General features: G+C 62.2%; 21 protein-coding genes. 9 read left to right on the forward strand and 12 right to left on the reverse strand.

The window, feature by feature from the left end; translation table 11 throughout:
* Window positions 1-121: 121 nt before the first annotated feature.
* Entirely contained in the window at window positions 122-910 is a 789-nt protein-coding gene (locus B071_RS18190; protein WP_018525769.1) for a competence/damage-inducible protein A, read from the reverse strand.
* Between the two features lie 74 nt (window positions 911-984).
* Between B071_RS18190 and B071_RS0103765 the strand changes: the two genes are divergently transcribed.
* From B071_RS0103765 to B071_RS0103775, 3 genes are all read left to right on the forward strand, one after another.
* Window positions 985-1,560 (forward strand): tetratricopeptide repeat protein, encoded by a 576-nt coding sequence (locus B071_RS0103765; protein WP_018525770.1) that lies wholly within the window; start codon window positions 985-987, stop codon window positions 1,558-1,560.
* Between the two features lie 865 nt (window positions 1,561-2,425).
* Window positions 2,426-3,901: a cyclic nucleotide-binding domain-containing protein gene (locus tag B071_RS0103770; RefSeq protein WP_438829553.1), complete on the forward strand. Its 1,476-nt coding sequence runs from the start codon at window positions 2,426-2,428 to the stop codon at window positions 3,899-3,901.
* Window positions 3,898-4,437, forward strand: a complete 540-nt coding sequence (locus tag B071_RS0103775; protein WP_018525772.1) for a gamma carbonic anhydrase family protein — start codon at window positions 3,898-3,900, stop codon at window positions 4,435-4,437. Before B071_RS0103770 ends, B071_RS0103775 begins: the two co-directional genes overlap by 4 nt.
* Here the strand turns inward: B071_RS0103775 and B071_RS0103780 are convergent.
* A complete protein-coding gene (locus tag B071_RS0103780; protein ID WP_083914460.1) occupies window positions 4,424-5,227 on the reverse strand; it encodes a class I SAM-dependent methyltransferase in 804 nt (267 codons plus the stop codon). The two genes, B071_RS0103775 and B071_RS0103780, sit on opposite strands and share 14 nt — an antisense overlap.
* Between B071_RS0103780 and zwf the strand changes: the two genes are divergently transcribed.
* Together zwf and B071_RS0103790 are read left to right on the forward strand one after the other, a co-directional pair.
* Window positions 5,178-7,496: a glucose-6-phosphate dehydrogenase gene (zwf, locus tag B071_RS18195; protein ID WP_215730274.1), complete on the forward strand. Its 2,319-nt coding sequence runs from the start codon at window positions 5,178-5,180 to the stop codon at window positions 7,494-7,496. The genes B071_RS0103780 and zwf overlap by 50 nt on opposite strands.
* 82 nt (window positions 7,497-7,578) lie before the next feature.
* Entirely contained in the window at window positions 7,579-8,850 is a 1,272-nt protein-coding gene (locus B071_RS0103790) for an NAD(P)-dependent malic enzyme (protein WP_438829554.1), read from the forward strand.
* A 26-nt stretch (window positions 8,851-8,876) separates the two neighbouring features.
* On the opposite strand, the gene B071_RS15785 is transcribed toward B071_RS0103790, so the two are convergent.
* Window positions 8,877-10,304: a sensor histidine kinase gene (locus tag B071_RS15785; RefSeq protein WP_018525776.1), complete on the reverse strand. Its 1,428-nt coding sequence runs from the start codon at window positions 10,302-10,304 to the stop codon at window positions 8,877-8,879.
* Window positions 10,301-11,011 carry a winged helix-turn-helix domain-containing protein gene (locus tag B071_RS0103800; RefSeq protein ID WP_026244950.1) on the reverse strand — a complete coding sequence of 237 codons (711 nt, stop codon included), beginning with the start codon at window positions 11,009-11,011 and terminating at the stop codon, window positions 10,301-10,303. The genes B071_RS15785 and B071_RS0103800 overlap by 4 nt, the downstream gene beginning before the upstream one ends.
* A gap of 24 nt (window positions 11,012-11,035) precedes the next feature.
* Between B071_RS0103800 and bcp the strand changes: the two genes are divergently transcribed.
* The 3 genes from bcp (at window position 11,036) to B071_RS0103820 (ending at window position 14,665) form a co-directional block, all read left to right on the forward strand.
* Window positions 11,036-11,503 (forward strand): thioredoxin-dependent thiol peroxidase, encoded by a 468-nt coding sequence (bcp, locus tag B071_RS0103805; RefSeq protein WP_040587275.1) that lies wholly within the window; start codon window positions 11,036-11,038, stop codon window positions 11,501-11,503.
* Between the two features lie 13 nt (window positions 11,504-11,516).
* Window positions 11,517-12,674, forward strand: a complete 1,158-nt coding sequence (locus B071_RS15790; protein ID WP_018525779.1) for an oxidoreductase — start codon at window positions 11,517-11,519, stop codon at window positions 12,672-12,674.
* A gap of 146 nt (window positions 12,675-12,820) precedes the next feature.
* Complete coding sequence (locus B071_RS0103820) at window positions 12,821-14,665, forward strand: ATP-binding cassette domain-containing protein (RefSeq protein WP_018525781.1); 1,845 nt, start codon at window positions 12,821-12,823, stop codon at window positions 14,663-14,665.
* 18 nt (window positions 14,666-14,683) lie between these two features.
* Here the strand turns inward: B071_RS0103820 and B071_RS0103825 are convergent, their stop codons facing one another.
* Window positions 14,684-15,061: an ArsR/SmtB family transcription factor gene (locus B071_RS0103825; RefSeq protein ID WP_018525782.1), complete on the reverse strand. Its 378-nt coding sequence runs from the start codon at window positions 15,059-15,061 to the stop codon at window positions 14,684-14,686.
* 71 nt (window positions 15,062-15,132) lie between these two features.
* Window positions 15,133-15,756: a Crp/Fnr family transcriptional regulator gene (locus tag B071_RS0103830; RefSeq protein WP_018525783.1), complete on the reverse strand. Its 624-nt coding sequence runs from the start codon at window positions 15,754-15,756 to the stop codon at window positions 15,133-15,135.
* 132 nt (window positions 15,757-15,888) lie between these two features.
* On the opposite strand from B071_RS0103830, the gene hcp reads away from it, so the two are divergent.
* Window positions 15,889-17,550: a hydroxylamine reductase gene (gene hcp / locus B071_RS0103835; RefSeq protein WP_018525784.1), complete on the forward strand. Its 1,662-nt coding sequence runs from the start codon at window positions 15,889-15,891 to the stop codon at window positions 17,548-17,550.
* A gap of 98 nt (window positions 17,551-17,648) precedes the next feature.
* Here hcp and mmsB read toward each other — a convergent pair whose 3' ends face one another.
* From mmsB to B071_RS0103865, 6 genes are all read right to left on the reverse strand, one after another.
* Complete coding sequence (gene mmsB / locus B071_RS0103840; RefSeq protein ID WP_026244954.1) at window positions 17,649-18,845, reverse strand: multiple monosaccharide ABC transporter permease; 1,197 nt, start codon at window positions 18,843-18,845, stop codon at window positions 17,649-17,651.
* Window positions 18,846-18,876: 31 nt separating this feature from the next.
* Complete coding sequence (locus B071_RS0103845) at window positions 18,877-20,400, reverse strand: ATP-binding cassette domain-containing protein (RefSeq protein WP_018525786.1); 1,524 nt, start codon at window positions 20,398-20,400, stop codon at window positions 18,877-18,879.
* Between the two features lie 153 nt (window positions 20,401-20,553).
* Window positions 20,554-21,654, reverse strand: a complete 1,101-nt coding sequence (locus B071_RS0103850) for a substrate-binding domain-containing protein (RefSeq protein WP_018525787.1) — start codon at window positions 21,652-21,654, stop codon at window positions 20,554-20,556.
* Window positions 21,655-21,789: 135 nt separating this feature from the next.
* Window positions 21,790-22,965: a substrate-binding domain-containing protein gene (locus tag B071_RS0103855; protein ID WP_018525788.1), complete on the reverse strand. Its 1,176-nt coding sequence runs from the start codon at window positions 22,963-22,965 to the stop codon at window positions 21,790-21,792.
* Window positions 22,962-24,500, reverse strand: a complete 1,539-nt coding sequence (locus B071_RS0103860) for a response regulator transcription factor (protein ID WP_018525789.1) — start codon at window positions 24,498-24,500, stop codon at window positions 22,962-22,964. The genes B071_RS0103855 and B071_RS0103860 overlap by 4 nt, the downstream gene beginning before the upstream one ends.
* Complete coding sequence (locus B071_RS0103865) at window positions 24,479-25,897, reverse strand: sensor histidine kinase (RefSeq protein ID WP_438829555.1); 1,419 nt, start codon at window positions 25,895-25,897, stop codon at window positions 24,479-24,481. Before B071_RS0103865 ends, B071_RS0103860 begins: the two co-directional genes overlap by 22 nt.
* Between the last annotated feature and the right edge of the window lie 47 nt (window positions 25,898-25,944).

Here is a 25,944-nt window from a genome sequence, read left to right on the forward strand (position 1 = left end):
TTCTCCCGGCGCACCCTGTTGTACTGTGTTCTCTGTTGTATTTTCTCCGGTCATGATCATCCCTCCCGGGGTGTGGTATTGTACGGTATAGTTCCGGAGCGAGCCGCTCCTGAGCCCCGGCTCAACTCCCTGTAATCTCTCCGGCGTCGCCGCCCGTCCGAACCAGCCACCCCTGGTGCTGCATCCAGCGGGCGATCTCCCGGGCCTCCTCGAGAACATCTTCCCGGAGCACCCCCCGCAGGACCAGCCTCACCCGNTAGTCCTGGTCGTCGGCCACGGGATAGCTTCCGATGGAGACGGCCGGGCAGCGGTCCTGCCTGGCAGCCAGCCACCGGGCGAAGAGGCTCTCGTCGGCCCCCAGGAAGATTTCTGCAGTCCAGAGCCGATCCCGGGGCGGAAGNAGCGCCAGCATGCGCTCGATCTTGTCTTCCAGNGCCCGGGGCAGACCGGGGAGAACAAAGAGATTCCCCCGCCGGACAAGGGGCCACCACCCCTGNTCACAGCCCAGTACTTCCGCCCCCCGGGGAAGGAGAGCCATTTTTGCCACGGCGGGAGAGAANCGGTCCCGGTAACGNTCTTTCAGAAAGGCTANCATGCGATCGTTCTGCTCCAGGGGAACCGCGAGAGCCTGCGCCAGNGCTTCCAGGGTTATGTCATCGTGGGTGGGTCCAACACCCCCCACCGTTACCAGATATTCCGAACGCTCCTGAAGATCGCGCACAGCCCCAACGATCGCGGGAATCTGGTCGGGCACGATGCGAACCTCCCCGACCTGATAACCAACCCTGCGAAACCCCGAGAGGAGCGGGTGGAGATTACGCTCCTGCACNTGGGCCGAGAGGATTTCGTCACCGATCAGGACAATCGATACCGTGGGCTCCNGTAATGCCGTGGGCGCCAGTAATGCCATGGGGGCCAGTATAGGACAGGACTGGTTCGGGGAACAAGATTGACGATCCGCTCCTTCCTTCGTACATTCACGACATGGACCTGAAAAACCTGATCGAGGAATCGGAATCACTCATCCGGTCGGGAGATTATGACGAAGCGATCACGACTCTCACGGGTGTCCTGGCCGAAGAGCCCGANAACAGGGCCGCTCTTCTGGCCCTGGGTATCGCCTACACCGAGAGTGGCTCCAGCCAGAAGGCGCTGAAGACGCTTCACTTTTATCTGACCCGCGATCAGGAGAGCGACCTTGCCTGGGAAGCNTTGGGGTGCGCCCTTCTGAGGCTGAACCGGAACGCCGAAGCCGAAGAGGCTCTCATGAAGGCACGGGNGCTGAACCCCCAGAACGCCACGGTCCTGCGAAATCTGAGCGTTCTCATGAGCAAGACCAATCGGGGCCACGAAGCCTACAAACTCCTGAAACGGTCCTACGAGATCGACAACGAAGACTATCTCACCATGTACGCCATGGCCTGCGCCTACCGGCAGCTGGGGCGTTTTGACAAGGCCCTTCCTCTTTTCGGGACGCTCCGGGCGATCCCCTCCCTTCCGGGAGAACTCCGGGAGGATTCGGCCCTGCAGCACCTGGAGCTCTCCCTGGGCTGGGGATAGGTCCCGATCTGCCCGGTTCGGGCGCCTCCCTCCCCGCAAGGGGGCCCGAAGACAACGCTCTGTATCGAGGGTTTTAAATCGGAGGGTGTAAAAAAGTGGAAAACTCGGGACCCACCGGATACATTGTAGTATGGAGGGTCGTCTCTTGAAAAAAACACGCGTTTCCAGTGGTGTCTTCTGGGTCGAGATACCGGAACATGATCTCCGCATCCTNTGTGGGTGCCCGGCAGACACAGTGAAGCACCTGATGCAGCGTGGCTTCATCAACACCCTGGAAGAGGGGGGCGTCACCTTCGAGTCAGGGCCCAACGCGATTCTCCTCTCCGATGTGAGTGTCCAGAACGGGGAGTTTGCAAACCTCTCGGAGTTTCCTGTGCTGCAGATGCTCTACCGCCAGGGAATGATCATCCAGGGGCACCCCAACAACAAGGGGCAGAAACCGCTGATCATGGGGACCGCCGAGCAGGTGGCAGCCCAGCGGGAGTATATCTACCGGGGAAACTACGGCCTTATATCGGAAGAAGAGATGATCGCCGCAGGGCTCGCCCCCGAGACCGCCGCCGAGTATATGCGGATCAAGAAGATCTTCGCCTTCGGCACGATCAGGAGCCCCGAAGAACTGATCGATTTCCGCGTGATCCCCACAGGGCCTNCGCCGATCGTGGAAGGGGTGGAAATAGAGCGGGTGAATACCAACTCCTACCGGATCTCCTGCGATGGGGAGTCCCTGGAGGTTTCCCTGAACNTGGGGAGCTCCGACCAGTACACGCCGCCCTATCTCCTGAGCCCCCACAAGATAAAGCCCGCCTATTTTTCCGTAGTCCATACCGGAGAGGGCGACGGGTGGGATCCCAGCCGTCCCTGCATGGCCAGCATCATCACTTTCCAGAGAGATATCTACCTGATCGACGCGGGCCCGGGGGTCCTGCATTCCCTGAACGCCCTGGGAATCAGCGTGAACGAGATCGCCGGTATCTTTCACACCCACGCCCACGACGATCACTTTGCGGGGCTCACCTCGCTCGTTCGGGCCGATCACCGGTTGCGCTACTACGCGACTCCCCTGGTCCGCGCCTCGGTCACAAAAAAACTGGCCGCCCTGATGTCCTTCCCCGAGGAAGATTTCAGCAATTACTTCGACCCCTGCGACCTGAAGGAGGGGGAGTGGAACTCGATCGGGGGACTCGAGGTCCGCCCTGTTTTCTCGCCCCACCCCGTGGAGACGACGGTTATGTTTTTCCGGGCGCTCTGGGANGAGGGGTACCGGAGCTACGCCCACTTTGCCGATATCTGTTCAATGAAACGCCTGGAGACTTTTCATGAGGGAGCTTCCCCCGAGGGAACGGCCCTGGCAGAGCGGGTACGGAGGGAATACCTCACCCCGGTGAACGTGAAGAAGCTCGATATCGGNGGAGGGCTCATCCATGGCGAGGCCGAAGACTTNCGGGATGATCTCTCGGAACGTCTCGTCCTGGCCCACAANACAGGCCCCCTGACGGACCGGGAGAAGGAGATAGGGACCGACACATCCTTCGGAATGCAGGATATTCTGATTCCNGCTTCGGAAAACGCCGACGAACGGCGCATCAGGAAACAGCTGCGCCATAACTTCCCCGGGGCCTGCGAGCACGACCTGGCGATGCTCGCCAACTGTCCAGCCAGAACCCTCAGCATCGGGTCCATTCTCTACCGCAAGGAGAACCATCCCGAACAGATCTACCTTCTTCTGGACGGTCTTGTGGAGATTCTTGGCCCCGAGGATCAGCCGAACAACATTCTGACGCCCGGATCCATGATCGGCGAGATCAACTGCCTCACCAACACCTGTCTGGAACAGACCTACCGCGCAGCCAGTTTTATCTACGTTCTGGAAATTCGTCCTGCCATGTACCTCCACGTGATCGAACAGAACAACCTTCGCCACTCCATACGGNATTATCTGGAGCGGAAGCAGTTCCTCATGCGGACCGATCTCCTGGGTGACCGTATATCGGGGGTGACGCTGAACGAAATAGCCCGGACCATGGAGGAGGTNCAGCTTTCACGGGGAGAAACGGCCTGTCTGGACCAGGCGATGCTTCTGGTCGCTGCGGGAGAACTGGAGGTCCGCTGCGGTGACCGCACCATCGACAGGGTCATGCCGGGCGGCCCGGCAATTTCCTTCGCCTCGCCCTTGACCGAGAAACACCCCCTGAAGTACGTTGCCGTCGGCGACGTGGTGGCCTACGGGATTCCCCGGCAGACCATCGACGCGATCCCCATTGCACGATGGAAGTTACTGGAGCGGTTTAACCGTCTCTGCAGAAACTGCTGCACCCTTTTTCAGGAGGATTCCCCGTGAGCCCCCATACCGGAACAACTATCCGTCCCTACCGGGACAAGCATCCCCGGATCGACCGAACCGCTATCGTACTGGACGGGGTGCGCATCATCGGCGATGTCACCCTCGGACCGGGATCATCGCTCTGGTACAATACCGTTGTGCGGGGCGACGTTCACTGGGTACGGATCGGCAGCGACACCAACGTCCAGGACGGATCAATCCTCCACGTGACTCGCGAAGATTTTCCTCTCTCCCTGGGCTCACGGGTCACCGTTGGCCACGGCGTGTGCCTCCACGGCTGCACCATCCACGACGAAGCACTGATTGGCATGGGGTCCACCGTTCTGGATGGGGCCGTGGTCGAATCCAGGTCCATGGTCGCTGCCGGAGCACTGGTGCCCCCCGGCATGGTAGTAAGAGAAGGAACCCTCGTGGGAGGCGTTCCCGCCAGGGTCCTCCGCCCTCTGCGGGAAGAGGAGATTCTGGATCTGCCCGAGAGCGCCCGCCGCTACTGCGGCTACGCCCGGGATCACGCAGCGGTCATGCCCTGGTAGCCACCAGGATCTGCGTTCCGCTCTCCCCGGTCAGGGGTGCACCGTCGTACCAGCCAAAGCGATCCCGAATGCAGAACCCCGCGGACTCGAGAAGTACCATCAGCTCTTCGGGGAAAAACATCCGCAGGGAAAAGTCAAAGGGCTCGAGACTGTCCTCCCCCTCGGCCCACCACCGTACCGAAAGAACCTGAGCCAGGGGATCGTAGCGGCTGCTCTCGAAAATTGGCACCTCCTGGCCGGCCATGGTCACCGGNAAAAGCCCCTCGGGGTCTCTGGCGAGCAGAGCCGGGTCGGGGACATGCACCGCCAGCGCCAGCGCCCCTCCCGGAGAGAGGGCCCCCTGGATGTTCTCCAGGCACCGGCGAACCCGGGCCGTCTCCGTGAGGTGCGAGAGGCTGTGGAGAGGAACGATCACCAGGGAGAAGGTTCCCGGCAGGGGATCGCTCATGTCACCCGTANAAAAGGAGGGGTTCCCCNGACCGAGCCCCGCCCGGGNAGCGCGGAGCCGGGCTGCCTCGATCATGGCGGGCTCCAGGTCGATCCCGGTAACGGTCACGCCCGCCTCTGCCAGGGGAACGGTGANACGGCCGCTCCCGCAGGCCAGCTCGCAGACCGGCCCCTCCGATTCCCGGGCCAGCTTCAGGTAGAAGGGAATATCCTCAGTAAAATTGTCGTATAATTCATCGTAGATGCGGGGATGGCTGTACAACATTGGTTCACCTCGTTCTGTAGCCCGTGGTATGATCGGTACTGTGAACAGACCAACCACTCCCACAAGCATTGTAATCATCGGCGCCTCGGGAGACCTGGCGCGCAAGAAGTTGATCCCCGCGCTCTTTCATCTCTTCTGCAACGGCTTTCTGCCGGAACGGTTCCGGGTGGTGGGGTTTGCCAGATCCCCCCTGGATGATGAGAGCTTCCGCCGGGAGGTGGCCGAGACACTCACGACCCGGTTCCAGCCGGAACCGGAGGAGTGCGATCTCGCCGTGGGGCACTTTCTCAAGCGCTGCCACTATCACCAGGGCCAGTATACCAGGGCCGATGATTTTCGGACACTGGGTCGACGGATCGAGGGACTCACCGGCCCCCGGTCGGGGCTTCTCCTGTATATGGCAATTCCGCCCGATGTNTTCCTCGATACGGCCCGCTCTCTCCGGGCTGCCGGGCTGGCCGATGAGGAGGANCGNCCCTGGTCCAGGGTGGTGATCGAGAAACCCTTCGGCCGTGATACCNCCAGCAGTAACGAGCTCACGGCGGCGCTGGGCAGGATTTTCTCCGAAAACCAGACCTANCGGATAGATCACTACCTGGGGAANGAGGCGATCCAGAATCTTCTGGCCCTGCGGTTCGGGAACCGCATCCTGGAGCCGGTCTGGAACCGCGAACAGATCGAATCGGTGGAGATCTGCTTTTCCGAAGATATCGGCACCCAGGGGCGGGCCGGGTATTTTGACCGCTTCGGCATTATTCGTGACGTGGTCCAGAATCACCTTCTTCAGGCCCTCGCTCTGGTAGCGATGGAGCAGCCCATTCGACTCACCCCCGGGGAGATAGCCCGGGAGAAGGACCGGGTCCTGCGGGCCACCAGGCCCATGACCGCCGAGGCAACCCAGGTGGGACAGTACGAGGGGTATCGTCAGGAACCTGGCGTTCCCCGGGATTCCATCACCGAGACCTTCGTCCGCACCACCCTCTACGTGGATACGCCTCGCTGGTACGGGGTGCCCTTCCGCATCACCGCCGGCAAGGCCCTGGCAGAGCGAAAGACCGAGATTCTCCTCCGCTTCCGGGATCTGCCGGTCAGCCTCTTCCCCGGGATGGCGGCGAACACCCTGCGAATCCGGGTGCAACCCGATGAGGCGATCGAACTGCAGCTGAACAACAAGGTTCCCGGCATGAACATGACGGTCACGCCCGTGGGCCTGAACATGCTCTATCAGCAGGAGTTCGCCACCACCCTCCCCGAGGCCTACGAGCGGCTGCTCCTGGACGTACTGAGAGGCGACAGGTCCCTCTTTATCCAGCAGCAGGAGCTGGCTGCGGCCTGGGAGGTGGTAACACCCTACCTGCGGGAGCGGGAACGGCTCCGGGAGATTCCCCCCGAGTACCCCTACGGGAGCCAGATCTCCCGGCTTGTGCTCCGCTCCGGCGGGGAGGTTCACGACGAAGATTCTTCCGGGGAGTCTGCTTCCAGGGAATCACCTTCCGGTTTCAGGAGATCACCTTCCGGGAAGCTCTCTCCCGGGGAATCCTCCTCCGGGAATCGTCCTTCGGGGCCGGGGGCTTCTCTGGAGTCTCCCCTGGGGGGGCAACGCATCCGGTCCTTCCCCACAGAGGCTGCGGCCAGGGCAGAGCTGATGGCGGAGCTCCACCGCGCTCTCGTGCAGGACAAGGAGCAGGTTCTCATGCTGGCCGGGGGTTCTACCCCCCTGGATATCTACCGGCGCCTCGCCGATGCCGCTCCAGGAGCCGATCTGGAGAAGATCCGCTTCCTCCTCTCCGATGACCGCCACGTTCCCCGTGACGACGAGCGGTCGAATCTGGGAACGATCCTCCCCCTCATCTCCCGCTGGGGTTCTCCCGACCCCCGGGTTCTTCATCCCGACCCATCGCTGACCCCGGAGAAGGCGGCCCGGGTGCTGGGGGCAGAGATCGCCCGGCTGGGTCAGAGCGGGGCGTCCTTCGAGCTGGGCATACTGGGGGTCGGCAGCGACGGTCACACGGCAAGCCTCTTTGATTCGGCTCTGGTCCCCCTCCTGCCCCCCCACGAGGTTGGCCAGGGGCAGATTCCTCCCCACGCTCGTGCCGGGGAAACCCCTCTGGCGGTACCCGCCGGGGTCAGGTTGGGGGTCGAGCGGGTCTCTCTGGCCGCACCGGTTCTCCTGGCCTTCCGGCGTCTCGTCTTTTTTGTCCTGGGCGAGAGCAAGCGGGATATCATCGAACATATCCTTCGGGAACCCCGGGAGACCCCGGCAGGGCGAATCCTGATGCAACACCCCCAGGCCCAAATCTGGACAGACATAACTCTCACCGATGGAGGACCCCATGGCTCACAGTAAGACCCCCGGAGAAGACCGGGAAGCCCAGGCAAACCGCTGGGATCGGCTCGCCGTGCCCTGGCACCGGCATTATCTGGGAAAGATGGAAACCGTACCGCGCTGCGTGGTGCGCGGCATGGATGATTTCTCCGTCTGGTACTCACCGGGCGTGGCCGAGGCCTGCCAGGCTATCGTCCGGGAACCGGGGCTGGTGGACGAACTCACCAGCCGGGGAAANACCGTGGCGGTTGTCTCCGACGGCTCCCGCGTTCTGGGCCTGGGAGATATCGGCCCCAAGGCGGGGTTTCCCGTGATGGAGGGCAAGGCCCTGCTCTACAAGTACCTGGGCGGGGTAGATAGTGTGCCGATCATGCTCAACGATCCCGACCCGGACAGTATCATCCGGACCGTGCTGAACCTCCAACCCAGCTTTGGCGGCATCAACCTGGAGGATATCGCCCAGCCCAAATGTTTCCGCATTCTCGACACCCTCCGAAAAGAGGCAGAAATTCCCGTTTGGCACGACGACCAGCAGGGCACGGCCACGGTCACCCTGGCGGGGCTTCTCAACGCCCTGGACCTGGTGGGGAAACGGATCGAGGACGTGCGAATCGCTTTCATCGGTGCGGGAGCAGCCAACGTGGCCTGTGCGCGCCTCATCTTCGGGCGCGGTGCCGACCCCGGCCTGTGCACNGTCAGCGACCGTCACGGCATTCTCACACCGGACCGNAGCGATCTGAGAGAGCGCCGCCAGGAGTACCCCGAGAAGTGGGAGCTGGCCGAGATGACCAACCGCGAGAGACGCACTGGCGGGACTCCCCAGGCTATGGAGGGGGCCGATGTGGTGATCGCCCTCTCCCAACCGGGACCGGGGGGAATCCTCCCCGAATGGGTACGGACCATGGCCGAGAAGCCCATCGTCTTTCCCGAGGCAAACCCCGTTCCCGAGATATGGCCCTGGGAGGCCCAGGAGGCGGGAGCAGCCGTGGTTGCCACAGGACGCAGCGACTTTCCCAACCAGGTGAACAACTCCCTCTGCTTTCCCGGCATCTTCCGGGGAGCCCTGGACGTGGGAGCCTCCACGATCAGCGACGGCATGTGTTTTGCTGCCGCCGAGGCCATAGCCCGGCGGGCACGGGAACACCGGGACTACGGCCCCCAGCGGATCATGCCAACCATGGAGGAATGGGATCTCTTTGGTGATATCGCTGCCGCCGTGGGACTCACGGCTCAGAAGGAGGGGATCACCAGATTGCACCGATCGGGCGAAGAGCTTCGGGAGATGGCGCTCACCCGGATCACCCGGAGTCGGCGTATCACGGAGGTGATGATGGAACAGGGACTGATTCCGCCACCCCCGGAAGGAGACTCCTGAACCGGCGTTATCCGATGGGTCCCTGACTATGCCCGGCCCTGCGGGGCCGGGCGGTCCTGCGGGGCCGGGCGGTCCTGCGGGGCCGGGAGCTCCACCGTGAAGGTGGTCCCCTGCCCCCGATCGGACTCGGCCCGGACCCGCCCCCCGTGGGCACTCACCACAGCGCGAACCAGACTGAGCCCCAGCCCCAGACCGGTCTGCTCGGGCTGAACGGGCCCCCGGTACATCCGGTCCCAGACCCGTTCGAGCTCCTCCCTGGCCAGGCCAACCCCGGTGTCGGTCACGCCCAGACGAACCGCCCCCCCCTCGGGGAGCGCTTCACCACTGATCCTGACCTCACCCCGGCGACGGCAATACTTGACGGCGTTATCCACCAGATTTGCCAGAACCTGACGCAATCGCACGGGGTCGCCCAGGACAATCAGTTCTTCGGGACACTGCGTCACCAGGGAGACCTCCCGCTCCTCGGCTGCCAGCTCGTAGAGATCTACCACATCCCGGATCAGCGAGCGGAGCGAGAGGGCCTCCTTTTTCAGGGGCATCACCCCNCTCTCGGCCTCGGTTATGTCCAGCAGGGTGTTCACAAGGCGAAGGATCTCGTCGCTTTGCTCCACCGTCTCTACCAGAGCCTGTTCGGCCTGATCCGATCCGCCCTCACGCAGGGCAAGCTCCGCCCGGGCCCGAAGCCGCGTCAGGGGCGTCCTCAGGTCGTGGGCGACGGTATCCACGGTATTCCGGAGGCCATCCACAAGCCGCGCGATACGGGTGAGCATGGCGTTGATCACCCCCACCAGCTCCTCCAGCTCCCGCCCCCGGGCCCGTTCCTCCACCCGGCCATCGAGTCTGCCGGTCTCCACAATGTGCCTCGCCACCGCCGTGACCCGATCGATCGGCCTCAGGGTACGATCGGCGATAAAGAGCCCCACCAGAAAACCCAGCCCCGCCACGGCCAGGGAGATTCCCAGAAAACTGCGTTCAAAAACCCGCAGAAGCCGCACCCGATTGCGCGAGGAGACCCCCAGCTGCAGGTGATAGTCATCGGAGAGCCAGATTCCTGCCACATCAAGCTCGTAATCGTGGTTGGGAGACTGGAGGGTATAGAGTGTACGCGCGTCCAGGGGAAGCACCTCCAGACGCCCCACTTCGAAACCGTCCCAGGTATCGGGCCAGGAGAAGAAGATCGTCTGGTTGAGCCTGTCCGCTACGCGGACCACGGCCAGGCGCTCTCCCACCAGAAAGGTCTCTCTGTTGATGTCCTCCTTGAGGGCCTCGAGACCTCCCGTCTGAAACTGGGCCCAGTAGCCGAGCATGCGGTTTTGCATGTCCCGGAGGTCGTCCTGCTGGAGCGTCCGGTAGAGGGTAAAAAAGGTGAAGCCGAAGATTCCCGCCACCCCCACCACCGTTACCAGGGTATACAGGAGCGTCACCCGAACCCGGGCAGAGAGATTTTTCATTGCCGCCCCTCCCCCCCGGAAGCGGGCCGGCAGGAATAGCCCACGCCCCGCACGGTATGGATCACCTTGGGGTCAAAATCCCGGTCCACCTTGGCCCGGAGCCGGGAAACCAGCACATCCACCACGTTGGTCTGGGGATCAAAATCATAGCTCCAGACGTGTTCCAGAATCATGGTCTTGGTGAGCACCTGACCGGGATGGCGGAGAAAGAGCTCCAGCAGCGAGAACTCCCGAGGCTGGAGATCCAGGGAGCGGCCCTGGCGCGAGACCTCCCGGGACAGAAGGTCCATGGTGATGTCTCCCTCACTCAGGGTTGTGCTCTGACCGGCACCGGCGGTCCCCGCCATGCGGGAACGCCGGATGAGCGCCTCTACCCGCACGTGAAGCTCGCTGAACGAGAAAGGTTTGGTGAGGTAATCGTCCCCGCCGGCCCGAATGCCGGCAACCCGGTCGTCCACGGTCTGGCGNGCGCTCAGAATGAGGATGGGCGTGGCCACCCCCCGCCCCCGCAGCTCGCCGATCAGCCAGAGGCCNTCCTTTCCGGGAAGCATCAGATCAACCACCAGAACATCGTACTCGTTGAGACTGGCCGCTCCCAGGGCGTGTTCTGCCGATTCCATGTGGTCCACCCGATACCCCGCCTCGCCCAGCCCCTTGCGGAGGTACCCGGCTATCTTTGCATCGTCTTCTACTACCAATATTCGCACGATCCCCAGTATAGTACAGAGATCATGATCGAAACAGGACAGACAGCACCGGATTTCACCCTTTCCGACGCGCAGGGGAATCCCGTAACACTCTCCCGATTCCGGGGAACACCCGTGGTGGTCTACTTCTATCCCAAAGACGCCACCCCGGGGTGCACCAGGGAGGCCTGCAGCTTCCGCGACAACTGGGAAGCCCTGCAAGCGGCGGGAATTCAGGTACTGGGCATCAGCGCCGACACCCGGGAAAGCCACCAGGCCTTCTCCGAGGCTCACAGCCTGCCCTTTCCCCTTCTGGCGGATCCGGAGAAGACCGTGATCGTCCCCTGGGGAGCCTGGGGCACCAAGGCGATGTTCGGGAAGAAATACCAGGGCATCCTGCGCTACACCTTCATTATCGACCGGGAAGGGGTGGTCAGAAAGATCTTCAAGAAAGTGAAAACGGCCCTCCACGCCCAGGAAGTTCTGGAGGCAGTACAGGAACTGAATCTGTAGAACAGGAGGCTCCATGCCAGGAATCAGCATCTACTCCCCCCTGGACCTTCCCCGGGGACAGACCCTGCAGAACCGGCTGGTGATGCCCCCTCTGGTGATCTGGAAGGCCGGTCAGGACGGCCTGGTCACCGAGGCCCACCTGCGCCACTACAGCCAGACCGCGCCCGGCTGTGGACTGGTGATCGTGGAGGCCACGGCCGTGAGCCCCGAGGGGCGCCTGGCCGCCACGCAGCTCGGGCTCTTCTCGGACAGCCAGATTCCGGGCATGCGCCGTCTGGCCCGAAGGATCCGCGAGGCCGGCGCGCTTCCGGGAATACAGCTCCACCACGCAGGCGCACGGACAAATCTCGAGAAAACCTGGGGAGCCACCCCCGTGAGCCCCTCGCCCGTGCCCGATCGGGACGACCTCCGGGTTCTGGAGGAGGAAGAAATTCACCGAATCCTCGATGATTTCAGGAGATCCGCCGAACGGGCGGTAGAAGCGGGGTTCGCGGTCCTGGAAGTACACGGAGCCCACGGGTTTCTGGGCTCCCAGTTCCTCTCACCCCGGACAAATCACCGCACCGATCGCTGGGGGGGCTCCCCCGGGGGACGGCTCCGCTTCCTCGGCGAGGTCCTGGCCGGACTCCGCGCCACCGTGGGGGACGCGGCCCTGGTCTCGTGCCGCCTGGGTGTCGCCGAGGCCGACCCCGGCGAGGGGCCCTTTCTGACGCAGGCCGAGGGGCTGGCTGCGGCGCAGGAACTCGCCCGGCAGGGACTGGAGATGATTCACGTCTCTCACGGCGGGAGCCTGCCCCGGGATCTGCCTCGAGACCTGCCCCCCGAAGGCAACTCCGCCCNGAAATCNNGGNCCNTGCCGGGGCCGGGTCTGGCCGNCCCCCTGCTGCAACTGGCAAAACCGGTCAAGGCAGCCCTGTCGATTCCCGTTATCGCCATCGGCGGGATCACCCTCCCCGAGGCAGCCCGGAACGCGCTGGATCAGGGCTACGGCGACCTGATCGCTGCGGGGAGGGCCCTGCTGGCCGACCCCGGCTGGGCACAAAAGAGCAGAGATGGAACAGACCGATCCATCCAGGTCTGTCGGCAGTGCCAGCCCCGCTGCTTCCACTACACCGACCCTCCCCGCTGCCCGGCCCGAAAGGCCGCAGGGATCGCCCCTCCCGGGGAGTAACCGAACCGGGAGTGCACCCCCTCATGGTTCTGCACCGGAANCAGCGCCTCCCGGGAGGCCTTCTCTCCCGGGGGCCTTCTCTCCCGGAGAGCTACCTCTCCCGGGGGGAATAGCCGAGATGGAGTTCCTGTGGTAGCTTCTGCGCCGTGGCGATACTGAGTATACATAATCTGGACCTGAGTTTTGGCGGGGAGCCCCTCCTGAAAAACGTTCATCTTCACATAAACCCCGGTGAACGAATTTGTCTCATGGGGCGAAACGGGACGGGGAAATCCACCCTCCTCAAGATAATCGCCGGGCAGGTACTCCCTGACCGGGGCGCGGTGCGTCTGGAGCANGAGGCCAGGGCCACTTTCCTGAATCAGGACCTCCCCGCAGACCTCACCGGCAGCGCCCTGGCTGTCGCCAGCCAGGGGGAACCTTCCCGGGAGCAGGAGGCCCGACAGCTTCTCACGCGTCTGGCCGTGTCTCCCGAGGCAGCCGTGGAAACCCTCTCGGGAGGAGCCCTGCGGAGGGTNCTCCTGGCCCGGACCCTGGCAACCCCGGCAGAAATTCTCCTCCTGGACGAGCCCACAAACCACCTGGACCTGGATACCGTCGTCTGGCTTGAAAACTATCTGGAACGGCTCTGCAAAAGCAGGTCCGCAGCGATCGTCTTTGTCACCCACGACCGGGCCTTCGCGCGTCGCCTGGCCCAAAACGTGGCAGAACTGGACCGGGGCACCCTCTACCACCATACCTGCGGCTACGACGAGTTCCTGGAGCGCCGCGACAAGCGCCTTGCCGACGAGGAAGCCCGGTGGGAACAGTTCGACAAGGATCTGGCCAGGGAAGAAGCCTGGCTCCGGCGAGGCGTGAAAGCCCGCCGCACCCGCGATGAGGGCCGGGTTCGCCGACTCCTNGATATGCGGGAACGCTACCGGCAGCGCCGGGAACGGGTCGGGTCGGTGGACCTCTCCCTGGAGGAGGCCCGGCGTTCGGGCGATCTGGTGATCACCACCAAAAACCTCTCCTTCGCCTACAGCCCCGAGGGCGAACCGATCATAGACAACCTCTCGACCCTGATCATGCGGGGAGACCGGGTCGGCATCGTGGGCCCCAACGGATCGGGCAAGACAACCCTGATCAAGCTCCTTCTGGGAGAACTCGCCCCCCGGGATGGCACCGTTCGTCGGGGNGCCAACCTCCACCCGATCTACTTCGACCAGCTTCGCACCTCCCTGGACCCGGAAAAAACCCTCTGGGAGAACCTGGGAGACGGCTACGATACGGTAACGATCAACGGAAGAACCCGGCATCTCCTGGCCTATATGGAGGACTTTCTCTTCTCCCGCGAGGAGGTCAACAAACCGGTACGTATCCTCTCGGGGGGAGAGCGGAACCGCCTGCTGCTGGCCAAGTTTTTTGCCCGTCCCTCGAACCTGCTTGTTCTGGACGAACCGACAAACGATCTGGACGGCGAGACCCTGGAGCTGCTGGAACAGATCCTCCTGGATTACCAGGGAACGATCCTCCTGGTCAGCCACGACAGGGCCTTCCTCGACAACGTGGTTACGGACTGCCTCGTTCTCTCCGGGGACGGCACCGTTCAGGAATACGCCGGAGGCTACGGGGACTGGCNGGACCGCCAGAACCACCGGGCAGACCAGGAGACGCAAAACCGGGACAAAACCGCCGGAAGGGGGAATCCCTCCCCTGCCGGGGAGCGGCAAAAACCACGCCGCACCGGGACACGACTACGTTACAAGGAACACCAGGAACTGGAAGCGCTCCCCGGGGCGATCGCCGCCCTGGAAGAGGAAGAAGCCGATATCCACCGGCNACTCTCGGACCCGGACCTCTACCGCACCGTGGCCCGCCAGGAGACACCGGGGGGAAGCAATCAGGACCCGGGCCAGCTCTCGCGACGGCTTGAGGAAATTGGCCAGGAACTTGCCCGGGCCTACGAGCGGTGGGAAGAACTCGAAGCGCGACGCGGGGACTCTCCCTAGCNCCCCCACGACGCCGGACTACCCCGGGCAGGAGGAATGGCTGGCGTGGGCCACGGCCTCCCTCACCAGCTGCAGCACGTGGTCGTCCTCCAGGGAATAGACCATATGACGCCCCCGNCGNCGGGCCGATACCAACCGGAGTTCCCTCAGCAGGCGGAGCTGGTGCGAGACAGCAGACTGCTCCAGGGAGAGCAGGAGACAGAGATCGCCCACGCAGGTCGGTTCCTGGGCCAGGGCCACCAGTATCCGCAACCGGGTCTGATCCGCCATNCCCCGGAAGAACCGCGCCGCCCCGGCCGTCACCTCGGGTGAAGGCAGTTGTCCCCGCCGCTCCCGCAGGGCTCGCGTCTCCCGATGTTCCCGGTTTGTCTCCCCGGCCCTCGCGATCTCTCTCATATCGGGATCAAGCCTAGCGCGAAGTCACGCCCCGGGGCAAGTTCCCCCACCCCATCCCCCATTCCGCAGCCCTAGAGATCCTCCCAGAACCGGGGATCCACGGTGATGGTCTTGCCGGACCAGCGTAGCAACCCCTGCTCCTTCAGGGAAGTCAGGGCACGGGAGAGCGTTTCGGGACGAACCGAGATCGCGGCGGCGGTTTCCTGCTTGTTCAGATCCAGGGTGATCAACGGGACCTGACCGAACCGGACCGCCAGAAACCGGGCCAGCCGCTGCCGCACGTCCATGGTGGCGAGAACGTAGAGCTGTTGAGAGAGAAAGCGCATCTTGCCAACCAGGTTCCTGATGAACTCCTCCCGCAGGGGCGCCTCGGCGAGGAGCCCCAGGAGCCGCCCCCGGGGGACCGCCCGGACCAGGGAATCCTCCACAGCCACAGCACTGGCCGGATAGGTGTCGCGCTCAAAAAGGACGATCTCGGCAAAGAGATCCCCCGCTTCCACCATATGAAGCGTCACCTCCCGACCATCGCCGGTGGAACGAAAGAGCCGGACCTGCCCCCGGAGGAGACAAAAGAAGTGGTCTCCCTCCTGGCCCTCCACGAAGAGGATCGTCCCCCGGGGAATTTCCCTCGCCGGGAGCCCCTCTCCCAGGCGCTCCAGGAAATCTTCCCCAAGATGCGTAAAAAGATCACTCATTCTTGACCTCCGTCAATTACCGCCGGCTCCAGCGAGCCTATCCTGTCATCAGGTGATGCCACAGAAGGATTCCTGCGGAAACGCACCGGATCATCGCCGGACAGATCATATCAGGAGGAGCGGTTTATGAGTATGTATTGTTTTCAGTGCCAGGAAGCAGCGGGTAACAAGGGATGCACCGTCAGGGGTGTCTGCGGAAAGACCGGGGAGACAGCCACTCTCCAGGATCTGCTGGTCTACGCAGCCCGGGGTCTTGCCACCGTGGCCGACGCCCTTCCCCCGGCCCAAACACCCGGAGACGATCGAACCCTGCTGGAGACGGGACGATTGGCGCTGGAGGCCCTCTTCACTACGGTCACCAACGTCAGTTTTGACGACGCCCGGATAACACAGACGATCTTCGAGGTCCTGCGCCACAAGGAGGAACTCCTCGCATCCGCTCTTCGGGAAGGAACGGTGAGAGAGGAGGCCCTCACCGAGGCAGCCCGGTGGAAGGCCCGAACCCCGGCAGAGCTCCACGCCCGGGCCGCCCTGGCCTCGGTCATGGCCGAGGCAGATCCCGACAAACGCGCTCTGGGAGAACTGGCCATCTACGGTCTCAAGGGAATCGCCGCCTACGCTGACCACGCCCGGGTTCTGGGATACGAGGATCAGGACCTGTACCGGGAGATCCTGCGTCTCCTGGCAGCGGTTGACCGGGGCGAGGCATCNGCAGAGATAGTAATAGCCACCGGTCACGCAGCGGTCACGGCCATGGCGCTTCTNGATCGGGCCAACACCGAGACCTACGGGAATCCCGAGATCACCCAGGTGGAGCTGGGAGTCCGGAAAAATCCCGGGATACTTATCTCCGGCCACGACCTCAAGGATCTTCACGAGCTTCTCGAACAGACCCGGGGAAGCGGTGTAGATGTCTACACCCACGGGGAGATGCTNCCTGCCCACTACTACCCGACCTTCAAGCAGTATTCCCATTTCGTGGGGAACTACGGGAGCTCCTGGTGGGCCCAGGACAGCGAGTTCGAATCCTTTCACGGCCCCATCGTGATGACCACCAACTGCCTTACTCCCCCGAAGGCGAGCTATCGGGACCGGATCTTTACCACTGGCCTCGTGGCCTTTCCCGAGGTTGCCCATATTCCCGACCGGAGCGCCGACTCCCCGGTAAAGGATTTTTCCCGGGTGATCGAACTCGCCAAAACCTGCCCGCCCCCCCGGGAACTCGAAACGGGGTCCATCACTGGAGGATTTGCCCACGCCCAGGTGACGGCCCTGGCCGACACGGTGGTGGAGGCCGTCAAGACGGGGGCTATCAGCAAGTTTATCGTTATGGGGGGCTGCGACGGACGCCAGAAGGGGCGCAGTTACTTCACGGACATGGCAAAAGCCCTTCCGCCCGATACGGTGATCCTCACGGCAGGCTGTGCAAAATACCGGTACAACAAGCTCGACCTGGGAAGCATCGGGGGAATCCCCCGGGTCCTGGACGCGGGCCAGTGCAACGACAGCTATTCCCTGGCAGTGATAGCCCTGAAGCTGAAGGAGGCCTTTGGTCTGGAGAGTCTGGAAGATCTTCCTCTGGACTTCGATATCGCCTGGTACGAGCAGAAGGCAATCACCGTGCTCCTGGCGCTTCTCGCCCTGGGCTTCAAGGGTGTCAGGATCGGCCCCACCCTGCCGGCCTTCNTGAGCCCCGCCGTGGCGGAGACCCTGGTCTCGACCTTCGGGCTGAAGGTTACCACCACGGTGGAGGCGGACCTGGCTGAAATTATGGGCGCAGCCGCCGGGGCCTGAGCTCCCTGAAGGGACCCGCGCAGGGCCCCGCAACTCGCCCTGAAGGGAGCACTCGTCCCGAAAATTCCCTTCAGGGCGAGTGCTCTCTCATCTCCGGTTCAGGCGAGCCCGGCCTTGCGCCGCGTATAGATGTCGTAGAAAACGGCAAGAAGCAGCACCAGGGCCTTCACCACGTACTGCCAGTCAGCGCCGATATTCATGAGAGACATCCCGTTATTGATCACTCCCATGACGAGCCCCCCGATGATCGCACCCACAATAGTGCCGATACCACCCGAGGCCGAGGCACCCCCGATAAAACAGGCAGCGATTGCATCGAGCTCGAAAAGTTGTCCCGCCTGGGGAAGCGCCGAGTTCATGTACCCGGCAAAAACCAGCCCCGCCAGCCCCGAGAGCATCCCCATGATAGTGTGAACCACAAAGATGACCATCTCCGAGTTTATACCCGAGAGCTTTGCTGATTTTGCGTTGCCTCCCACGGCGTAGATGTACCGGCCGATCACGGTCCGCCTGGTAATAAAGGTGAAGACCCCCACAACCACGGCCAGAACAACCACGATCACCGGAACGCCCCGAAACTCGGCGAACTTCCAGGAGAGAAGCAGGATCATTCCCACCACGAAGAAGCTCTTCATGAAGAAGATCGGCAGGGGCAAGATCTCGAAACCCTTCTTGATCTTGCCTCGGCGCTCGCCCAGGGCCATCAGAACCCACACCAGCGAGCAGATCCCCCCCAGGAGCCAGGCAAAGTAGTGAACTCTCCCTATGTGCAGCGCCTCGAGGGTGATAAACCCCGAGGTGATCTGGCGGAAGCCGTCATCGCGCAACGCGATGGGACTCACGTTGGTTATCACATAGGTAAGCCCCCGGAAAAGCAGCATCCCCGCCAGGGTCACAATAAAGGCGGGAATCTTTGCAAAGGCGATCCAGAACCCCTGGAAAAACCCGATCCCCACACCGACAGCCATGGTACCNATCACNGTGAGGGGAAGCCCCACGCCGGTATTATAAATCATGGCAGCGATCGCGCCCGTAAAGGCCGCGATGGATCCCACCGAGAGGTCGATGTTCCCCACGATGATAACAAGCACCATTCCCGCCGCGAGGATGAGAATGTAGCTATTCTGCATGAAAATATTCGAGATGTTCCGGGGCGAGAAATTAACCCCTCCCGTAAGAATCGAAAAGACAACAAAAATCAGTCCCAGCATGATAAACATGGAATAACTGCGAATGTTCTCCTTTATCAGCTGGTGCAGGGAAACTCTTGGCGATCTGTTCCTGGTATCCGACATATCTCTATCTCTCCGCTGATTCGGCCGCTGATCAGGTCAAGGCCATATGCATGATTTTTTCCTGCGTTGCTTCGTCCCGGNCGAGGCAACCCTTTATACGCCCCTCGTTCATGACGTAGATCCTGTCGGCCATCCCGATTGCCTCGGGAAGTTCCGAGGTGACCATGATGATGCTCTTTCCCGCAGCGGCCAGTTCATTGAGAATCGTATAGATCTCGAACTTTGCCCCCACATCGATTCCCCGGGTTGGTTCATCGACGATGAAGATTTCAGGCTCTGCCAGGAGACACCGGCTCAGGACCACCTTCTGCTGGTTTCCTCCGCTCAGGTTCCGCACCAGCTGGGTAATCGAGGGTGTCTTTATGTTCAGGGACCGGCGATACCCCTCGGCGGACTCCACCTCGGCATCGGCGTCGACCACTCCCCAGCGAGAGATCTTGTTGAGGCTCGAGTTTGAAATGTTGGTCTTCACATCCTGGATCAGGATAAGCCCCAGACTCTTTCTGTCCTCNGAGACGTATCCAAGACCACGGCGTATCGCCTCACGGGGAGAGGAGAAATCGACGGGCTCCCCCGAGATGAAGGCCTCGCCTCTGCAGCTGGAGCCGTAGGACTTGCCGAAGAGACTCATCATGAGTTCGGTTCGTCCGGCCCCCATGGGCCCGCAAAAGGCCAGAATTTCCCCTCGTCTGAGTTCGAACGAGGCGTCGTCCACGACCTTCATGTGGTGGTACTCCGGGTGGAAGACGGTCCAGTGCTTTACCTCGAAGACCACATCCCCCAGGCGAGCGGTCTTTTCAGGATACATGTGGGTCATGTCCCGGCCCACCATCCCCGAGATAATCATCGACTGGGTCACCCCGTCAGCCTTCGTATCGTAGGTTTTGATCGATTTTCCGTCGCGCATGACCGTGATCGAGTCGGCCACACGCAAAACCTCGTTCAGTTTGTGGGAGATGATGATACAGGTCAGCCCTTCCCGCTTGAGCTCGAGAATCAGCTCCAGGAGTTTTTCGCTTTCGTCGTCGTTCAGCGATGCCGTGGGCTCGTCGAGAATCAGAATATCCGTATTTTTCGAGAGCGCCCGGGCGATCTCCACGAGTTGCTGCTTTCCCACTCCCATCTTGCTCACCACCGTCTCGGGAGGGTCCTTCAGACCGACCCTCTCAAGAAAGGGTCGTGACCTGCTCAGCAGATCATCCCAGTCGATGACCCCCCACCTGGCCCCGGCGTGGCCAAGAAAGATGTTTTCATAAATCGACAAATAGGGGCTCAGGGCGAGTTCCTGATGCATGATGGTGAGACCGACTTTTTCGCTGTCGCGAACGCTGCGAAAGCTGGTCTCCTCACCCTTGACACGGACCGTACCCTGGTAGCTTCCCCGGGGGTGGACCCCGCTCACGACTCCCATGAGTGTAGATTTTCCCGCCCCGTTCTCACCGCAGATACCGTGGACCTCTCCCCGTTTCACGCGAAATGACACGTCGTCCAGGGCGCGCACCCCGGGGAACTCCTTGGTTACATTTTCTACTTCGAGGATATAATCGCTCTTCATCTGTACATCCTGGGCATTCCTGTGTTCGAAGGCTCCCCCGAGGGAACCCGGAGGAGAGAAACCCTCCCCTGGCTATCGCCGGGAGGCCCCCCTCCGTCGCGCCGGAGGGGGACCTCTCGGGAAGTTTCAGCGGGTTTCCCCCGGCATCACCCTCTAGCGGAGAGCACTCTCGGAGTAGTATCCGCTGTCGATCAAGACCTCCCGGTAGTTTTCGCGGGTCACGTTGATCGGCTCCAGCAGGTAGGACCGAACNACTTTCATTCCCGTGTCGTAGGTCTCGGTATCCAGGCGGGCACCGGGGATCGAGGGGGTCCGGCCCGAGAGCAACGCGTCGGCCAGCTTGATGGCACCTTCTGCGAGCTGGCGCGTATCCTTGAAGACGGTCATGTACTGCCGTCCGTCGCGGATCGACTGAACCGAGGCGATCTCGGCGTCCTGACCGGTCACTACGGGAAGCTTCGCCGTAGTATCGTACTTTGCGTCAGCTGCGAGAGCCTCGATGATGGCCCGGGCCAGGGTGTCGTTGGGAGCCAGCACGGCGTCGAGGGTAACATCGCGAGCGTCGTTGCTCAGGAGGTTTTCCATCCGCGATTTGGCAACCTCGGCGCGCCAGTTCTCCGTGGCGATCCGCGTGAAGGCTCCGTCGGAGGAGCGCAAGGGAGCGGGGCCCACCACGCTCAGGGCNCCCCGCTCGATGTGGGGCCTCAGCACGGACATGGCGCCGTCAAAGAAAAAGTTCGCGTTGTTGTCCGTGGGAGATCCGGCAAAGAGGGTAATATATTTGGGGCTGTCGGGACTCACCGCGTCCAGGTTCAGCCTGTCCACGATCGCCTGCCCCTGAAACTGCCCCACCTTGAAGTTGTCGAAAGTTATGTAGTAGTCGTAGGCGTCAGAACCGGTGATCAGCCGGTCGTAGGCGATCACGATGATGTCTTCGTAGGCGGCCTCTCTCACTACGGCGTTCACCCCCTCGTTGATGTTTCCTACAATCAGGAGGCGGGCACCCTTGGTGATAAAGTCCTGGATCTGCTGGTTCTGGCGTCCCTGATCGGCATCACCGTAGGCAACCTCGGCAGAATACCCCAGCGCCTGGGCTCCGGCGAGGAGAGCGGCTCCATCCTGCTGCCACCGTTCCACGTGAGTCTCGGGCATGGCGATCCCGATATCAAGACCCTTACCCTCTCTCTGACCTCCGGCAAAAGAAACCGACGCCACCAGGGCCAGCGTCAAAAGTACAAGACCAATCCGTTTCATACACACTCCTTTGTGTTNAGATTGATCTCATTGTGGTGGGGGAGCAGAACTTCCCGCTATCGGAAAAACACACCATGAGCCGGACAAAGAACACACCCTGCCGGAGAGCTCTCTCTGATCAGGACAGGGATGACATCATTTTTGTCCTGTTGCCGTACGATAGACCGCTTCCCTGCTGTGAAACCCGTCCCGAATGACCGTCTCGTCCATGTTGTGACGGAAAACGGCCNGGGGCATCTCCACGAAGAAGGGAATCTCCTGGCCGCTTCCGTTGTCCATATANCGGTCCGGCTCGGGGAGGACGCCCCCGGCAAGGTCCACCGCCAGGGCAGCTGCCCGCGTGGCGAGCTTCTGGATCGGTTTATAGACCGTCATGAGCTGGAGCCCTTCCACCACCCGCTGGCAGGAGAGGAGATCCGCGTCCTGACCGACCACGGCTACGCGTCCGGCCATGCGCCGTTCCGCCAGAAGCTGAATGGCAGCGTTCGCAACCTGATCGTTTCCCGCTGCTATGGCGTCGATATCGGTGGTTCGNTCCAGGACCTGGCGAATCCGTTCTGTCGCCTCGTCGGAACTCCAGGCCTGAAGCCAGATTTCGTCGACCACGGAGATCTCCCCTGCCGCACGGGGCCCTTCCAGAATCTGGAAGAGCCCTTTGTTCAGCAGATAGCTGTTATTGTCGGTCTCGGCGCCGTTCACAACCAGGTAGTTTCCCCGGGGGACGGCCTCCACCAGCGCCCTGCCGAAGAGACGCCCCACCTCCTCGTTGTCGAAGGATACGTAGGCGCTCACGGGAACCCCCTGAATCAGCCGGTCGTAGGAGATGACCGGTATCCGCCGCTCGTTGGCGATCCGCACCACCCCGGCCAGCATGGCCGTATCGTGNGGGAGNACCACCAGGACATCGATATCCTGGTCCAGGAGGTACCGGATCTGGCTGATCTGGGCCTGGGCACCACCTGCGGAGGTTTGCAGTAACACCTCCGCACCGAGACGCCCGGCGGCGCTGGAAAAGATCTTGATGTCCTTGTTCCANCGCTCGATGACAAAGGTNTCGGTGGCCACGGAAAAACCGATGGTAACACCCCCGTCGGCACGGGAAGGGTGCTTCTCCTGCGAATCACGGCACCCCCCAAGGAAGAAAACCACCAGAAAGACGAGCCCCACCGTGGGGATACCCCCGAGAAAGGCCTTGTCCACGGCCACGCGACCTGCAGCTGTGATGGTCCCGGCTGCACCGCCTGCAGTCACGCTCTTCGTGATCGCCCTGGTCGTAATCGCCCTGTTCGTGCTCATGCTGCTTGTGATCATACCATCCCCCCGGAAGATCCGTAGGCAGAGGGAGCAACGCCCTTATACCGCTTGAAGATTCGCCCGAAATAGTTTGGATCCTGATATCCCACAGTAAAGGCAATTTCCTTCACCGACAAGCGATTTTCCCGCAGCAACTCCTCGGCAGCGTTCAGACGGCAACGGTTGAGATAATCATTGAAGGTCGTTCCCAGCCAGTCCGAGAAGAGCCGGCTCAGATGGCCCGTGGAAACTCCGGCGAGTTCTGCCAGCAGGGCCAGCGAGAGCGGTCGGGCGTAGTCTGCCTCGATGTACTGAACCGCCCGTTGCAGAGGCTGGGGGAGATTCTGCAACGCCGGGTCCCGCCCCAGCCTGATAATCAACCCCAGGGCCCGGGCCGCCCAGGCGTCCCACTCCTGACGGGTCTCGATGGAGCAGATCTCTTCCGCAGGATCTCCCACCTGCCGGGAAACTTCGAGATTTCCCGTGCGCCGTTCCAGATCATCCAGCAGAAGCATAAAGAACCCCGCCAGACGAATCCGTACCTGGGGAAAGGGAAAGCGGCCGAACTGCTGATCCCAGCACCGGCTCGCCCGGGAGTGAATTTCCTCGAGCGATCGGGCCCTGCCGACTGCTCGCCTCAACTCCCGCAGTTCTTCGTCCCGGGCGGCGAGGGAATCCTCAGCCTCCCCCTCCTTCCGGGCGCACCCCCTTCTGGCCTCGTCGCAGGAGACAAAGAGCCGGTCGAAGGGCTGCANACTTCCCCGCCCAATCAGAAAGGTTGCTCCCGGAGGAAGTTCCTCCTGGAGGATCGTCCGGAGGTACCCCTCGGAAGAGTCCTGGCCGCCGCATTCCGGCACAAAGAGAAGGAACAGCCCTGTATACTCAGTCCAGAGGCACCGGCACCGGCGGGCAAACTTTTCAGCAACCCGCGCCAGCTCGTCCCGTCCCGGTCGCCAGGGCTCCCATCCCTCCAGCCCGCCCCGGCTCCCCCTGCCGAAGCGAACGGCCAGGAGGTATCCCGAGTCTGCGTGGAACCGGAAGAGTTGCCTGTAGCGGTCCCACTCGCTCCGGTCGAGGGATTTCCAGGTCAGCAGGAGCAGAAAGTTCTGCTCTTCCCGCACCAGGGCCTCGGCACCGATCTGGACCGCCTCGATGCGCTGTTCCAGAGAATGGGTGCGCGCCTCGAGATGCTGGCAGGCATCGTCCAGCGTCCGGAAAAAAGTCTGTTTTGAGACCGGTTTCACCAGATAGGCAAAGACCTGGAGGGGGATCGCCCGCCGGGCCATATCGAACCGCTCGTAGGCCGTGGAGAGGATATAGACGCTCTCGGGCAGAAGGCGCTGCATTTCCCGGATCGTATCGAGACCGTCTATACCCGGCATGGCGATGTCCATCACAACGATGTCGGGCGATCGCTTCCGTGCCAGGACCAGGGCCTCCGCCCCGGACTGCACAGCACCACAGAGCGTAAAGTCCTGGCTACGCTGGGAGATCATGTAGGAGTAACTCTCGAGGACCGGGGCCTCGTCGTCTACCACGAGGACGGAATACATGGTTCCTCCCGGGGGTCAATACGGATACGGATCGCCGTGCCCTCGCCGGGGGTACTTTCCAGAGAGATCACGTCCTGCCGGTTCGGGTAAAAGAAATAGAGCCGCTGGATCACATTCTCGAGTCCCATGACGCGGGACCGCCGATCCCGATCCTGGGGCTTTCGCTGGAGCAGCTCCTCTGCCACATCGGGGTCGATTCCCACCCCGTTATCCTCCACGGTGACCTCCAGGATCTCCCCGTCCTGACGGGCGCGTATCGCCACAAGGCCCTGTCGGGAGATCCCCTTGAAGGCGTGGATCACGGCGTTTTCAACCAGAGGCTGCAGAACCAGGGCGGGCACACGGCAGCGCTCTGCAAGATCACGGGGGATATCCACNTCGAAGGAGAGGACCGAACCAAAACGAATGCGGAGTATGTAGAGATAGGAGTCGAGCCCCGCCACCTCCTGGGAGAGGGGAATAATCAGATTGCGATCGCGCACGTTGTTTCGAAAGAACCGCGCCAGATGCTCCATGTAGTCCGCTGTCCGGTCGGCGTTCTCCGTAATGGCCAGCTGAACACCGGTGTTCAGGGTGTTGAAAAGAAAGTGGGGATTCATCTGGGCCTGCATGGTGTAGAGTTCCATCCGTTTCAGGAGCTCTTCCATCTTCATATTCCGGAGCTTTTCNGCCAGATAGCCCTGCTCGATCTGCTTCTGCTTGTTGATCTCGGCGATGTACCGGCGGATATCGTGCTTCATGGTGTTGAAGGCATCCACCACAACGGCGACCTCCCGAACGGCCGGCACGGTGATATCCTCTCCCTCGAAGTTNCCCGAGGACAATTCCCCCGCCATGCGGGCCAGGCGGTCCATGGGTTCGGTCACCCGCTGGATCACCGAGAGTATCCAGAAGAGGGAGCCCAGAAAGGCGAAGGTGATCACCAGGAGGTTCCAGAAGAAGAGCCTCCGCGATGTGGCGATCACNACCTCGTAATTGGCCAGCTCCCGCCGCAGGCCGGAGAGGCTGATCCTGTCGATCTGATCGGAGATGTGCTGGTTCAGCTCCTCCATGGTTTCGTAGAGCCGGGTATATTCCTCGATCACCCGTCCCCGCTTCAGGAAGACGATCTCCTGGATCATGTCGATATACGCAGCGAGATGGGAAAAGAGTTCTCTCATTTCCACCTCCAGGGGGTCATCGGTCGGAGGGACCTCCCGGGGGAGCAGTTCGCGAAGTCGTTGCTCCTCTACCAGCAGCGCCGCCAGGGCCTGGGAGGAGCGGCTGGACAGATAGTCCAGCAGGGGCTGACGGGAGCCGACGACCTGCTGCTGCAGCTCCTGAAACGAGAGTTCCCGCTGGAACTGCTCGTTCACGATCTGCTGAAGCCGCAGGGTGACCCCCAGGACGTAGGTCATGGAGAGAATGATAAAGGCCAGCCCCGCAAAGACGGAGACCACCAGGT

It is taken from the genome of Alkalispirochaeta alkalica DSM 8900, from assembly GCF_000373545.1.
Classification (GTDB): Bacteria; Spirochaetota; Spirochaetia; order DSM-27196; family Alkalispirochaetaceae; genus Alkalispirochaeta; species Alkalispirochaeta alkalica.

What these genes read in the sequence shown, in the direction of transcription:
- bcp (WP_040587275.1), top strand. Translation starts at nt 11,036, where the DNA reads ATGATCGAAACAGGACAGACAGCACCGGATTTCACCCTTTCCGACGCG.
- B071_RS0103830 (WP_018525783.1), bottom strand. Translation starts at nt 15,756, where the DNA reads ATGAGTGATCTTTTTACGCATCTTGGGGAAGATTTCCTGGAGCGCCTG.